Origin of the sequence: Curtobacterium sp. UNCCL20, from assembly GCF_900101675.1 — a bacterium.
Taxonomy (GTDB): Bacteria; Actinomycetota; Actinomycetes; order Actinomycetales; family Microbacteriaceae; genus Curtobacterium.
This window is the reverse complement of sequence record NZ_FNKG01000001.1, coordinates 1,861,825-1,875,881: the sequence shown is the minus strand read 5'-3', so window position 1 is coordinate 1,875,881 and position 14,057 is coordinate 1,861,825. Positions and strand designations below refer to the sequence as shown.

The window sequence follows — 14,057 nt, the reverse complement described above, 5'->3', positions numbered from 1 at the left end:
GCTGACAGCATGGGGGCATGGAAACCACCGCCCCGCCGTCTGCCGACATCGCCGCCGAGGCGCAGCAGGCGCTCGCTGCGCTCACCGGCCGCGCCGACGCGGTCTTCCACCCCGGCCAGCTCGAGGCGATCTCCGCCCTCGTCGAGCACCGGCAGCGCGCGCTCGTCGTGCAGCGCACCGGGTGGGGCAAGTCCGCGGTGTACTTCCTCGCGACCCTGCTGCTGCGCCGGCGCGGCGGTGGTCCGACCGTCCTCGTGTCACCGCTCCTCGCGCTCATGCGCGACCAGGTCGCCGCGGCCGCCCGTGCCGGCGTCCGCGCGGTGTCGATCAACTCCGCGAACGCCCACGAGTGGGGCGAGACGCAGGCCGCGCTCGCCCGCGACGAGGTCGACGTCCTGCTCGTCTCCCCCGAACGGCTGAACAACCCGAAGTTCCGCGACGAGCAGATGCCGACGCTCATCGCCCGGATGGGGATGCTCGTCGTCGACGAAGCCCACTGCATCTCCGACTGGGGCCACGACTTCCGCCCGGACTACCGGCGGCTCGCCGAACTCATCCGGTCGCTCCCCCACGGCGTTCCCGTCCTCGCCACCACGGCCACCGCGAACGAGCGCGTGGTCGAGGACGTCGCCGAACAGCTCACCGCAGGCCCCGCCGACCCGGTCTTCACCATCCGCGGGTCGCTGGCGCGTGCCTCCCTGCGCCTCGGCGTCCTGACCCTGCCGGACGCCCGGCAGCGACTCGGGTGGCTGCTCGCGCACCTCGGCGACCTGCCCGGCAGCGGCATCATCTACACGCTCACGGTCTCCGCGGCCGAGGACATCGCCCGGCTCCTGCGTGAGAACGGGTACGCCGTCCGCGCGTACACCGGTCGGACCGACACCGAGGAACGCGAACAGCTCGAACAGCAGCTGAAGGGCAACGAGCTGAAGGCCCTCGTCGCCACGAGTGCGCTCGGCATGGGGTTCGACAAGCCCGACCTCGGGTTCGTCGTCCACGTCGGCGCGCCCTCCTCCCCCGTCGCCTACTACCAGCAGATCGGCCGCGCCGGCCGAGCCACCGACAACGCCGACGTCCTCCTGCTGCCCGGGCGTGAGGACCGCGAGATCTGGCAGTACTTCGCCAGCGCCTCGATGCCGACCGAGGCACGCGCCGCCGCGGTGCTCAACGCCCTGTCCACCGACACCGCGATGTCGACCGTCGCGCTCGAGGGCCTCGTCGACATCAAGCGGTCCACGCTCGAGCTGCTCCTCAAGGTGCTCGACGTGGACGGCGCTGTGCGGCGCGTCACCGGCGGGTGGGTCGCCACCGGGCAGCCCTGGGAGTACGACGCTCCCCGCTACGAACGGGTCGCCGCAGCCCGCGCTGCCGAGGCCGCCTCGATGCTCGACTACGAGTCCACCTCGCAGTGCCGGATGCAGCTCCTCCAGCAGGACCTCGATGACCCGTCCGCCGAGCCCTGCGGCCGGTGCGACAACTGCGCCGGGGCATGGTTCCCGACTTCGGTGTCCGACTCCGACGCCTCCGGTGCCGCCGCCGCGCTCGACCAGGTCGGCGTCGAGATCGCCCCGCGTGCCCAGTGGCCCTCCGGCATGGCGGCGCTCGGCGTCCCCGTCCGCGGCAAGATCAGCCCCGACGAGCTCGTCCAGCCCGGTCGTGCCGTGGCCCGCCTGACCGACCTCGGGTGGGGCGGTCCGCTCCGCGCGCTGTTCGCCTCGGGGACACCGGACGCCCCGGTGTCCCGCGAACTCGTGGACGGGTGCGTCCGGGCGCTCAAGGACTGGCCGTGGGAGACCCGGCCGACCGGCGTCGTCGCGATGTCGTCCCGGTCGCGCCCCGAGCTCGTGGCGTCGCTGGCACAGGCGCTCTCCTCGATCGGCCGACTGCAGTTCCTCGGGACGCTCGGGCGGAACGGCGGGACGCCCCGGGGCGACGGCGCGACGAACAGTGCCTACCGACTGTCCGGGGTGTGGGACACCTTCTCCGTCGATGCCGAACTCGCCGCCGCGCTGCAGGGACACGAGGGGCCGGTGCTGCTCGTGGACGACCTGGTCGACAGCCGGTGGACGATGACCGTGGCCGGCCGTGAGCTCCGGCGTGCCGGGGCTGCCGCCGTGTTGCCGTTCGCGCTCGCCACCGTGGCCTGACGCTGACGCTGCCGCTGCGGCTGCGGCTGCGTGCCAGGATGGCTGTGCACGTGCGACGAGGGGGAACACCGTGACGGATCAGGACGCTTGGGCAGCGACACCGTCGCCGGCGCCCGCCGACCGAGCACCGTCGCCCGCGTGCCCTTCTGCGCCTGTGTTTGCGCCTGCGCCGGCCCCTGCGCATGCGCCGGCCCCTGCGCATGCGCCGGCCCCTGCGCTTGCGCTTGCGCCGGCGGCACAGCCGCAGGAGCTCCGCTCGCGGGTCCGACCTGCCGTGACGGTGGCACCGCGCCGGACCGGTGCTGCGACCGGGTCGGTGGCACTCGCGGCGGCGATCTTCGCGAACGGCGTCGGGATCCTCGCGACTGCCCTCGGCGTCTTCTGCGTCGTGTTCATCGCTGCGTTCGGCGCTCCGCTCGACGTCACCCGTCCGGCGATGGCGGGATTCGCCGTCCGGGGGTCCGCGGTCACCGTAGTGTTCCTGGCGATCGCCTTCGTCCTACTGGTCATCAACGTGGTCAGGAGTCCTCGGTCACGCTGGTGGATCGCGTGCGCGATCATCAACGGAGCGACGGTCGTCGGGCTCTTGATCGCGGCGCTGATCTGGTACCACCCGGGGCAGCACATCTCGTGGGACTTCTCGTCCTGACGGGAGCTCCGGTGGCTGAGCAGCCCGCGGCGTCGCCCGACGGCCGCCGAAGGTCTCGAACGTCGCGGACTGGCTCGCGTGCAGTCCCGTTCAGTAGTTCCCACGGGTCTGGAACCCGTCCGGAAGCGTGAAACAGTTCGAGAAAGAGTCGAGATCCATCGCTCGTCCACTGCGCGGAGACAAGTACAGGGTCTCCCCTCCTGCAGCGCTGAGCCTGAGGCGAGGATCACCTTCGGTTGACGCTTGACCTTCCACGTCATAACCGCCGTACTGAGCTCTTGGAGTGATTTCGTCGAAGGACTCACGTTGTCTGAGTCAACACCGGAGGGAGAATCGTTCCAGCCCGTAGGAACATCGTGATCGGCGCTGTGGCCGGAACCGTTCCATCGGTGGCTTCGACCACAGCATGATGAACTCAGCCGGGACAGACATCGGCTGTTCAGGAGCGCCGAGCACGGTGAAAGTTCCCCGGCAGGCAGAAACACGGGAACCGAGCTTCTCGTCGATGACGCTCTTGAGGCGGAGCAATAGCTGCTGATTGTCGATCGACGTCGTCGCGCCACATCGTGGATGTTCGGCACAGCACTCGAGTTCAGTACAGACGAGGCGGATCGTAGTCAGCAGGAACACTGAAGCACTGCGAAAAAGAATCGATGTCGAGAACCGTGCCTTCGTTCCAGACGGTCACAAGGAGCCTTGCACCTTCCTTGTTCACCAGTTCGTAACGACGCCCGCCTCGCAGCATCCTGTCTTCGCTCACCTCGAAACCCCGCTTTGCAGCAGACCTCGCCAGGCCACGCTGAGCGTCATCGCCAACAGCTCCGCTCGACAGAGTCGCGCGAATGTTACCGGACCATTGATAACCGTTCGAGCAAGACAGGAAAGAGCCTTCGTCGATCTGCTTCACGGAAGCCACATCTCCGCTCGAAAGGAGATTCACCACCTTTCGTTCCGTCGCCTGAGTGGCCTTCTTGACCGCTGCGATCCGCGCCTCCGGGTCGGCAGGGAGCCCGCTGTTCATGGCACACCCCGCCAAGAGCATCGGGAGCAGGAGCAATGCGGATACGCGCAGAAGCATTGTGGTCTCACCCGTCACCCTGTCCCGGAAATCGTCAGAGTTCGGCAGGTGGCCGATAGTCGCCTGGAAGCGCGGCGCAAGGCGACGCCGACGTGACGTTCAAGAGTGTTTCGTTTTCGTACAGCGTCACGAGGAGCTGTACACCCTTGCCGTCCACGAGTTCGAACCGCGTGGCGCCGGTCAGGACTTTGTCTTCTGTCACCGAGTAGCCTTCGTGGGCGGCCGACTCGGCGAGAGCACGCTGCGTCTCGCCTCCATCAACTCCATTCTCCAACTTCGCTCGGATGCCACCCATCCACCGGTAACCATCGCCGCACTTCAAGAACGAACCGGTCGGGAGCTGCTCGATCTCTTTCACCTCTGCTCGAGGCACCAACGCGATTGCTTTCGACTCAGCTTGTTGCGTGATTTTCTTGAGTTGGGCTACGCGCGCGTCCGGGTCTTTCGGGAGATCGCTATTCATCGCGCATCCAGCGAGCAATGTCATCACGATGATGACACCGACGACACTGATCTTCTTCATTTTCCGCTTCCATTGTAAATGTACTCCCTCATGTCGTCGAGAAGTTTCGCGTTGTGGGGATCGGCCGAAGCTGCGAGGTTGTGAGAATCAACCCCCGCGGTCGCCGGAAGGATCCAACTGACGGCGGCACTCCCGGGAAAATGGTTCCAGCTCATCGGAGCCTCGTAGTAGTCACCGTGGTCGAAACCGATGTCCCGGGGATTACGACCTCCCCAAACAGCGCCATGGTCCCCGATTCGAAGGTCCTGCGCGGTTTGCAAGATGTCGTTGTACGAGAAGTCGGCGTACGAGGTGCCGGGGTTCTTCTTCCAATCGACGGGCGCGCCTGCTCCCGACAGCGAGATGACGGTGCTCCACCGGGCACCCTCCGCCTCGGCTGAGGTGATGTTCGATGTGCCCCAGCTGTGCCCGATGCCGATCGACTGCTTCCCGGCAAGAAGGGGGTCGCGGAAGACGCCGTCTTCGAATTCCTTGAGTTGTCGACCCGTCGTCCGCCCGTACTCCTCGTCGTTGGCTTCGGTCAGCGGATTCTGCGGGTACCTTCCGTCCTTGTACACGAACGCCACGAGCCCGTCGCGATCCTGTCGCTGCAACCACTGGGCGATCTGCTGTGTGTCGCCATCGTAGAACTGCTCGATGTTCGCGAGCGTCCCGGGCGTGTAGGTGACCACCTTCTGCGTGGCGGACGACGGCGTGCCGACCATCTCGATGATCCGGTCAGCGTCCTTGTCGTACAGGTAGAGCTGCACCGTCGGTGGCTCATCGACGGCCTTGTGCAGGTAGCCGATCTCCTGCTCGAGGTCGGCGATCTCGGCGAGCCGCACGGACGACTGGCCCGGCTCTGCGGCCTGCTTCTTCCACCCGGCGAGGGTCTTCTCGAGTGCCTGGAGCCGCTTCGCGGCGTTGAGACGGTTCGCCGCGACCCGATCGAGCGCCGACACTCCGTTGAGCGAACCGATGACGCTCGGCATCCCGGCGATGAAGGCCTGCTGTTGCGCGGCTCCCATCGACTGCCACCAGGCGGCGACCTCGGCCGGGGAGGCCTCGTTCACACGGTCTGCCAGTTCGGGGTGTTCGGCCAGGACGATCGCCAGGTCCGCTTCGCTGAGGTTCTTCAGTCGATCCAGCAGCGCGCCGGGCGAACCCGCAGCGATTGCCGAGGCTGAGAATGCGGCGACGGAACCGAGGACCTCGTTGCTCTGGAGCGCCGCTGCGCACGTCGCGTCGATCCGTCGTCGATCGGAGATCAGGGTGTCCCACGCCGCGTCCACCGCTCGGATCTTCGACTGCGCGTCATCGATCTGCCCCTGCGCCGCCGCCTTCCGGCGCTCGGTGTCGGGGTCGGGCCCGGATTCCTGCCGAGAGCTCCCCGGGAAGTTCGGCACGCTCGACGGGATGAGGTCCGGGAGCGGCATCTTGGAGTGCGCGGTCGCCAGATCGCTCTCGGCGTTCGCCCGCTGCGTCTCCAGCACCACCTGCCGGTCCTTGATCTGCGACAACTGCCCCGCGTACGTCGTCAACGCCGTCGCCTGCTTCTCGAGTCCCGCCGCGACGAGCTCGATGTCGGCCGCGTGCTTCGACAGCTCCGCCGCGAACGACTGCTGACTCGATGCTTCCCATTCGACGCCGGAGTTCGAACCGGCGGTCTGGACGGCGCGCTGAGCGTCACGGATCCTGGATGCTCGCGCTGTCCGCAGCGCGGCGATGCCCTGGATGCCGGCGGGACTCCCCCGGCCCGGGTCGTCTTCGGTCCAGTTCACTGCGCCGCTGCCTTCGCCTGCGCCGCATCGGCGTCTGCGTAGGACCGCTTGACCGTCAGCGGGAACTTGCCGGCTGCCCGGATGCTGTCCGCTGCGATCTGCGATCGCTGCACCTGCTGACGCGTCGCGTCCGACAGCGCGTTCGACACGACGTCCGACCCGAGTTCGGTGTTCCCCTGACCGGCCCGGATTCGTGCGCCGATCTCGATGTCGTCCCCCGCGGACGTCACCTTCGTCGCCAGCGCTTCGAGCGCGGCGTACGAGATCTTGAGCTTCCCGCTCACACTGCACCCCCACGACGACGGTCGACCGGCGCCACACCACGGCAGCGCCGGTCCCCGCCACCATTCCTGATCGGCTCAGCGACCGAGCTTCGACGCCAGCTGCTGGTCCACGTCGCCCAGCGTCTGGGCGGTGGTGCGCAGGAACTGCGCGAGGTCGTTCAGTCCGCCGATGGTGTTCTGCGCGCCGCTGGTGAAGCGCTGGTACGCCTCGTTGTAGGCGCCTGACGAGCGGTCGGTCTGGAAGCCCGCCTGGGTCAGCGAGGCGATCTGCGCCTGCAGCTTCGAGAGCGTCGCGTTGATCTCGTCACGTCCGGCGACGAGCCGGTCCGCGTTGCTGTTGAGCTCCTGGTACGAGACGTTGATGTTGGCCACGGTTGCACCCCTTCACGGTGGTCGATGTCGCCAGCCCCTCCGGCGACTTCGCCCACCGTAGCACCACCTGATATTTCCTCGCGCACGATATGTCTACCCCCCGTCAGCGGGGTACGACAGCGTCCGCGTTGTGGGCGACCTGCACCCGGGTGATCCGTCCGGAGTCGACCATGATGCCCCGTCCGACCGGGAAGTCGGACCGGGTGACCCGCGGGAACGCGGTGCGGAACAGGGTCAGCCCGTCGGTCTCCTCGGGCTGGAGCGCGATGCCCGCCCGGGCGGTCTTCAGCTCCCCGAAGAGCTGCCAGGCGCTGGGCGCGGTGACGGTGTCCGCCTCGGCCAACACGAAGACGCCCGCTCGCCGCGCGGCCTTGATGAGCCGGGCGACCTGCCCCTCGGCAGGGAGCCCCTCGAAGTCGCCGACGTTCTCGATGACGATGACCGGCTCGGCAGCCGGCTCGATCGAGTCGGACTCGAGCATGGTCGCGAGCGAGCCGGCGAGGGTCTCGGCTGCGCTGCCGTCGGTGGAGGCGGATGCCCAGTCGGTGGCGTCTCGCAACGCGGAGCGCCTCCCGACGATCAGGTGCGCGGGTCGTTCCGGCCAGGTCTCGCGCACGGAGCGGATGAGGGTTTGCATGGTCGTCGAGCGTCCTGACCCGAACGGCCCCGTGACGACGAACAGGCCGTCGGTGGGGATCCCGATCGGTGCGAGGGTGTCGTCGGCGAGCCCGATCGTCGGACGGCCGTCGACCGCTGACGGCAGGGCTGCCCGGTCGACGACCGTGGGCAGCCGTCGGATCGGGGGTGCCGATGCGACCCCGCGCCGGCGCAGATCGACCGCGAGCTCGTCGACGGCGGCGCTCTGCACGACGAGGTCGGCGCTGCCACCGGGGACGCCGAGCTGCACCTCGTGCTCGTCGACCAGGCCGCGACCGGGGACGGCGTCCTCGAGCACGTCGACGGGGACGTCCGCGGCGGTGTACTCGAGGTCGCTGGCCAGTCGCAGCACGATCCGCTCGCCGATCGTCGCCTGCAGGTTCGACGGGAACGCCCCGATCCGGTCGGCGGCCATCACGAAGTGCACGCCGAGTGCCCGGCCGGTCGCCGCGATCGCGACGACCTGGTCGAACACCTGCTGCGACCCGGGCCGGAACTCGTACTCGTTCCGGAACGCCCCCACCCCGTCGACGAGGACCAGGATGCGCGGCTCCGCGACGCCGGTGACACTCCGGTACTCGCGCAGGTTCGCGGCGCGTGCAGCGGCGAACCGCGTCGAGCGGTCCGAGATGGTCGCTTCGAGGTCGGCCAGGAGGCGCGTGATGCGTTCGTCGTCCGGCCCGCTGATGACGGTCCCCACCGTGGGCAGGTCCTCGAGCATGCTCATCCCGCCGCCACCGAAGTCGAGGGCGGTGATCTGCACCGGGAACCGGTCGGCGACCGAGGAGGCGGCGACCGCGACGGCTCGGAGGGCTGCCGACTTGCCGCTGCCGCCGGCACCGAGGACGACGAGGTTGCCGACGACGTCGAGGTCGATGCCGAAGGCGGTCTGCTGCTGCGCCTCGGGGACGTCGACCGTGCCGATGACGAGGTTCGAGCCGTCGGAGGCCGGCAGCGCCCCGACGTCGATCGTGTCCGGGAGCTGATCGAGCCACGGCTTCCGCGGCACCGCGAGGGATCGGTCGTCCGCGGCTCGTGCGATGGTGGCCGCGAGCCGTTCGATGTCCTTCGCCCGGGTGGTGTCCCGCGGCGCACGGGTGGTGCTCGGCCAGACGCTGCCCGGCTCGAACGGGAAGTCCTGCACGTCGACGTCGGGTTCGTGGACGACGTCGTCCGACCGACCGCCGAGGTACGCCGTCTGGAAGTCGAGCACCCGACCGGGACCGATCTTCGCCGCCGCTCGGCCGGGCGTCCCCGGGTCGAAGAACGCTGCGTCGGCAACACCCAGCACGTCCTCGCTGTCGACCGGGTCGGCGACGCGGAGCGCGATGCGGAGGTTGGTGTTCGCGCGGAGGGAGTCCTTGATGACCCCGCTCGGTCGCTGGGTGGCCATCACGAGGTGCAGCCCCAGGGAGCGTCCGCGCTGGGCGACGTCGATCACGCCGTCGATGAACTCGGGGATCTCCGACGCGAGTGCCGCGAACTCGTCGATCACGATGACGAGCGAGGGCGGGGCCGCCGGGTCACCCCGCTGTTCGAGGGTCACCAGGTCCTTCGCGCCGCGTTCGCCCAGCAGGTGCTCCCGGTACCGGAGCTCGGCGCGCAACGACGTGAGCGCACGGCGGACCAGGTGCTGGTTGAGGTCGGTGACGAGGCCGACCGTGTGCGGCAGGCCGACGCACTCGGCGAAGGCCGCTCCGCCCTTGTAGTCGACGAGCAGGAACGTCACCCGGTCGGGCGAGTACTCGGTGGCCATGCCCATGATCCAGGTCTGCAGGAACTCGCTCTTGCCGGAGCCGGTGGTCCCGCCCACCAGGGCGTGCGGGCCGTGCACCCGCAGGTCGAGGGCGAGTGGCTCGCTCGGCCCCTGTCCGACGACGGCGCGGATCCCGCCGGTCTCCCGGCCACCACCCGGTTGCCACTCGGCGGTGAGGCTGTCGTTCTTCGCCCAGCGGCTCACCACGGCTGCCGCGTCGCCGGCGAGGTCGCCCTCGTACAGGTCGACGAAGGCGACGCTGTGCGGCAGGTCGGTCTCGTCGAGCACCCGGGCGCCCGTGTCCTGCACCGGCGCGATCGCCCGGGCCACGGTCGCCGCTTCGATGCTGTCCACCCGGTCGAGCTGTTCGAGGACCACGGACTGCCCCGAGCGGACGAAGCCGACGGTCGCGGTCCCGGTCGCGCGGTCGAGCGAGATGTACGTGCGGCACACGACCGGCAGGGCCGCGAGCGTCGGCGCGAGCCAGAGCACGTGGACACCGAGGTCGGGGCCCTCCTCGGCGAGCGCCACCAGTCGTGCGCGGTCGGCAGGTGCCTCGGCCGTGACCAGCACGACGATCGCCGGGACCGCCGGCAGCCGGTCGACGGACTCGCCGTGGTCCTCGTCGATCGCTCGACCCTCGTCGATGCGGGAGCGGACGTGTTCGCCGCGGCCGACGCCCGTGGCACGACGCGTCGCGACGAGTCCCTCGAGTTCGGCGAGCAGTGCCGACGCGGCGGCGAAGTCCCGGACGAGTCCGGCGCACCGGAGCGGGCTGTACGGCGAGTCGACGTGCGGCAGCCACTTCAGCCACGTCCACTGGTCGGTGGTGGTCCCGCCGGCGAACGCGGTGACGACGAGGTCGGCGGGGCTGTGCAGGCCGACGAGCTGGACCACGAGCGACCGGGCGACGTCCTCGGCGGCGAGTCCGGTGCCGGCGACACCGATCGCTCCCGCGCGTTCGAAGGTCTCGATCACCGGCACCGGGCCGACGTCGTGGTACTCGTCGGCGAGGGCCTCGGCACGGTTCCAGTCGTCGATGCTCCCGGTGTTCTTCGAGGGCATCGTCACGGTCGACCGTGACGGCAGCGTGCCGGCGCCGAACCGGACCTCGAGGAAGGTGGTGTGCTCGGGCTTCCTCGTCCAGAGGAGCGCGGACCGCGTGCGCATCGCACCCGTGACCACGTCGGGTGCGGGCGACTCGGCCGTCCGCGCCTCGATCTCGCGGTCGCGTTCCGCGGCGAGCCGCTTCCCGACCTCGTCGAGGGACTCCTCGAACCGGGCCCGCTCGTCGCGGCGTCGGCGGCGGTTCTGCACGCGCTGGTCGATCCAGGTGCCGATCATGATCACGGGCGAGAGCGCGATGAAGACGAGCGTGAACGGCTGCTTCGTCACGAGGTAGAGGACGCCACCGAGGATGATCGGCGCGATGATCGCGATCACCGGCAGCCGGGGCCGCTCGCCGGGCACCGGGATCTCGGGAAGCGTGAACTGCTTGCCCCGGTAGGCGGGGTCCACGCGCGGCGACCGTGAGAACTCGGTGTGGTCCGGACCGGCCGCTCCCGGCGCGACCGGCACGACCGGCACCGATCCGGCAGCCAGCGGCAGGATGCGGAGCGCCGTGCCACCGACCTGCACGACGGCGTCCGGCCCGACGAAGGACCGGGCGACGAGCCGGCCGTCGACGGCGACCCCGTTCGCGGAGTTCAGGTCGACCACCTCGATGGTCTCCCCCACCGAGACCGACGCGTGCCGCCGGGACACCTGGCCGTCGGCCGCGAGGTACACCTGCGCCATCGCGTCACGGCCGATCAGGTTGACGCCCTGGGACAGCAGGTACTCGTCGCCCGCCTCCGGCCCGGACAGCACCTGTGCCACCGCTGCCGGAGCGTCTTCGACGTCGTCCCCTCGGCGGCGGTCGGTGGCGGGCACGACCTCGACCCGGCACCCGGAGCGGAGCGAGGACTCGTGCACGCTCGCCGACGGGTTGAGGAGGCGCGCCTGCGTCCGGTCGGGCAACCACACTCGCAGCGTGCGCGGCACGCCCCCGGAGGGCGGCCGCCCGCCCGCGAGCCGTTCCGCCACACTGCCGATCGTCGCGGTCACGTCCGCCGTCAGCACGACGTCGCGTTCGGTCCCCGCCTCCGCGATGGTCACCTTGAGTCGCACACCCCACCCCCGTGGCGACCATCGTAGGGGGAAGCGGACGGGAGGCGCGGGGCGGGTGCACCCCGCGCCTCCAGGCCGCAGTCCCCGCTTCTACCGGGCGGTCCCGATCGCGTCCAGCTCGGCCACGGCATCTGCCGGCAACTCGTAGCCGGCCGACGCGACGTTGTCGCGGAGGTGCGCGACCGACGACGTGCCCGGGATCAGGAGCATGTTCGGCGAGCGCTGCAGCAGCCACGAGAGCGCGACCGTGAGCCGCGAGACGCCGAGGCGCGCCGCCACCGCGTCGAGTGCGCCGGACTGGATCGGCGAGAACCCGCCGAGCGGGAAGTACGGGACGTAGGCGATGCCCTGCTCGGCGGTCAGGTCCACGAGTGCGTCGTCCTCGCGCCGAGCGACGTTGTACATGTTCTGGACACAGACGACCGGGGCGATGGCCTGCGCCTCGGCGAGCTGTCCGGCGTCGACGGTGGACAGGCCGAGGTGCTTGATGAGGCCCTGCTGCTGCAGTTCGGCGAGGGCTTCGAACTGCGGCGCGATGCTGCCCGGCTCCGGAGCGTCGAAGCCGCCCATGCGGAGGTTCACCACGTCGAGCTGGTCGAGGCCGAGGTTCCGCAGGTTGTCGTGCACCTGCTCGACGAGCTCGTGCGGTTCACGGGCGTGCGGCCAGCCACCCTGCTCGTCGCGGCGCGCGCCGACCTTCGTCACGAGGTGGAGGCCGTCGTAGGGGTGGAGCGCCTCGCGGATGACCTGGTTCGTGACGTGCGGGCCGTAGAAGTCGGAGGTGTCGATGTGGGTGATGCCGAGTTCGACCACGGTGCGCAGGACGCGGATCGCCTCGTCACGGTCGGCGGGCGGGCCGAAGACACCGGTTCCGGCGAGCTGCATGGCGCCGTACCCCACGCGGGTGAGTTCGAGGTCGTCGGCGAGACGGTACGTGCCGCCGGGGAGGGTCGTGTCGTTCATGTCCACCACGATGCGCCTCGCCGGTGTGACCGGACAGATCCCCCGCGACCCTGGGACCACGGGGACCACGGGGACCAGGATCGAGCCGGAGCCGGTCCGTAGCATCGGGGTGTGAGCGAGAACGGGCTGGGCGAGTACCTGCGGGCGCGGCGTGAGCTGGTGCGGCCGGAGGACGCCGGCCTGCGCGTCACCGGAGTCCGCCGCACACCGGGCCTCCGGCGCGAGGAGGTCGCCACCCTCGCCGGGATCAGCGCCGACTACTACCTCCGCCTCGAGCAGGGTCGCGACCGGAACCCCTCGGCACAGGTGCTCGACGCCATCGCGCGGGTACTCGGCCTCGACAGCACCGCTGCCGCCTACCTGCGGTCCCTCGCCGACACCTCCGGCACCCGGCGGAGGACCGTCCCGCGGCCACGGGTCGACCGGGTCCCCTCCGGCACGCTGCAGCTGCTCGACGTCATCGGGTTGCCGGCGTTCGTCGAGAGCCGGTCGTTCGACGTCCTCGCCGCGAACACCCTGGCGACGGCACTGTCACCCGGGATCCGGGCGGGTGAGAACCGGCTGCGGACGATGTTCCTCGACGGCGCCGAGCAGGAGCGCTACCCGGACTGGCAGGACCAGATGGGCGGGATGGTCGCCGCGTTCCGGTCCTCGATCGGACCCGGTGTCGACGACCCGGCGATCACCACGCTCGTCGGGGAGCTCTCCCTCGGCAGCGAGGACTTCCGGCGGCTGTGGGCACGGCACGACGTCCGGCCGCTCGGCGGGGGCACGGTGCGGATGTGGCACCCGGAGGTCGGGGACCTCGAACTACGACGGGAGAAGCTCGGCATCGGCGGGACGGACGGGCAGCTGCTCGTGGTGCACCACGCCGAGCCCGAGTCGCCGTCGGCGCGGGCTCTGGCGCTGCTCGGGAGCCTGGCGGCGATGCCCGGGGCGGGGGCGTCGGGGTCGTGGTCGGGGGCGTCGGCGTCGGGGGCGCTCGACCGACTCGGAACGACGAATCCGACGTCGTACGACATCGACTGAGTCGCTCCCCCGCGCGTGCAACAGCCCGCGCGTGCACGGTGCGACACGACCGATGTCGTACGACACCGACGATGTCGTTCCGGGTCGGCAGCCATCACCCGCCGCCGCCCGCGCCGCCGCGCCGCCGCCCCCGCCGCCCGCCGCTCTACCGCCGCGCGGGCCTCGGGAACGTCGCCCGCATGTGGTCGGTCGTCAGCACGTCGCCGATGCCGATCATCAGCAGCGAGAACACGATCTGCTCGATCACCATCCAAAAGGGGTAGAGCCCGGGGATCGCCGCGATGACGAGCGTCACGACCGGGAAGATGCGGCTGAACAACCGCAGGCGCTGGTACGCCCAGTAGTACCCGAGCTGCGCCCGCCACGCGAAGACGTAGAGGGTCAGCGTGATGAGCAGCACGACCGTCGCCCGGAACCACACCGCCCAGGGAACCGTCTGCCCCGCGTGCGTCAACACCACGGCGACCACGATCGCGGCGAGCCCGACCACCGTCTCCGCGACGAGCAGCCACCGGATCCACCGGAAGGACCGCACCGTGTCCGGGTGCTCCAGCATGTCCTCGCGGATCACGTAGCCGCCCTGCCGGCCACCGGCCAGCCGGTCGAGCCGGAGACGGCACCACAGGCGGTCGGCGAGGGCACCGAGCCCGGCGTTCTGCTGCGTCACCCT

Annotated in this window: 11 protein-coding genes; 3 read left to right on the top strand and 8 right to left on the bottom strand. The window is 70.2% G+C overall.

Going from position 1 to position 14,057, the window contains the following annotated elements; genetic code table 11:
* Positions 1–17: 17 nt before the first annotated feature.
* Positions 18–2,147 carry a RecQ family ATP-dependent DNA helicase gene (locus tag BLT36_RS09075; RefSeq protein WP_217638274.1) on the top strand — a complete coding sequence of 710 codons (2,130 nt, stop codon included), beginning with the start codon at positions 18–20 and terminating at the stop codon, positions 2,145–2,147.
* Between the two features lie 274 nt (positions 2,148–2,421).
* Complete coding sequence (locus BLT36_RS09065) at positions 2,422–2,796, top strand: hypothetical protein (RefSeq protein ID WP_175529552.1); 375 nt, start codon at positions 2,422–2,424, stop codon at positions 2,794–2,796.
* A 592-nt stretch (positions 2,797–3,388) separates the two neighbouring features.
* Here BLT36_RS09065 and BLT36_RS18370 read toward each other — a convergent pair.
* From BLT36_RS18370 to BLT36_RS09035, 7 genes are all read right to left on the bottom strand, one after another.
* A complete protein-coding gene (locus tag BLT36_RS18370; RefSeq protein WP_139166413.1) occupies positions 3,389–3,817 on the bottom strand; it encodes a hypothetical protein in 429 nt (142 codons plus the stop codon).
* A 91-nt stretch (positions 3,818–3,908) separates the two neighbouring features.
* The gene (locus tag BLT36_RS09060; protein ID WP_092094091.1) at positions 3,909–4,397 is read right to left on the bottom strand and encodes a hypothetical protein; all 489 of its coding nucleotides are present in this window, start codon (positions 4,395–4,397) and stop codon (positions 3,909–3,911) included.
* Positions 4,394–5,917 carry a hypothetical protein gene (locus tag BLT36_RS09055; RefSeq protein WP_139166412.1) on the bottom strand — a complete coding sequence of 508 codons (1,524 nt, stop codon included), beginning with the start codon at positions 5,915–5,917 and terminating at the stop codon, positions 4,394–4,396. Before BLT36_RS09055 ends, BLT36_RS09060 begins: the two co-directional genes overlap by 4 nt.
* Before the next feature lie 236 nt (positions 5,918–6,153).
* Positions 6,154–6,441: a hypothetical protein gene (locus BLT36_RS09050; RefSeq protein ID WP_092094088.1), complete on the bottom strand. Its 288-nt coding sequence runs from the start codon at positions 6,439–6,441 to the stop codon at positions 6,154–6,156.
* Between the two features lie 75 nt (positions 6,442–6,516).
* Positions 6,517–6,813 (bottom strand): WXG100 family type VII secretion target, encoded by a 297-nt coding sequence (locus tag BLT36_RS09045; protein WP_092094086.1) that lies wholly within the window; start codon positions 6,811–6,813, stop codon positions 6,517–6,519.
* A gap of 103 nt (positions 6,814–6,916) precedes the next feature.
* Positions 6,917–11,383 (bottom strand): FtsK/SpoIIIE domain-containing protein, encoded by a 4,467-nt coding sequence (locus BLT36_RS09040; RefSeq protein ID WP_139166411.1) that lies wholly within the window; start codon positions 11,381–11,383, stop codon positions 6,917–6,919.
* Positions 11,384–11,485: 102 nt separating this feature from the next.
* Positions 11,486–12,358 carry an oxidoreductase gene (locus BLT36_RS09035; protein ID WP_092094083.1) on the bottom strand — a complete coding sequence of 291 codons (873 nt, stop codon included), beginning with the start codon at positions 12,356–12,358 and terminating at the stop codon, positions 11,486–11,488.
* 111 nt (positions 12,359–12,469) lie between these two features.
* On the opposite strand from BLT36_RS09035, the gene BLT36_RS09030 reads away from it, so the two are divergent.
* Positions 12,470–13,387, top strand: a complete 918-nt coding sequence (locus BLT36_RS09030) for a helix-turn-helix domain-containing protein (protein ID WP_092094082.1) — start codon at positions 12,470–12,472, stop codon at positions 13,385–13,387.
* Positions 13,388–13,532: 145 nt separating this feature from the next.
* On the opposite strand, the gene BLT36_RS09025 is transcribed toward BLT36_RS09030, so the two are convergent.
* Positions 13,533–14,054 (bottom strand): hypothetical protein, encoded by a 522-nt coding sequence (locus tag BLT36_RS09025; protein ID WP_092094080.1) that lies wholly within the window; start codon positions 14,052–14,054, stop codon positions 13,533–13,535.
* Positions 14,055–14,057 lie beyond the last annotated feature (3 nt).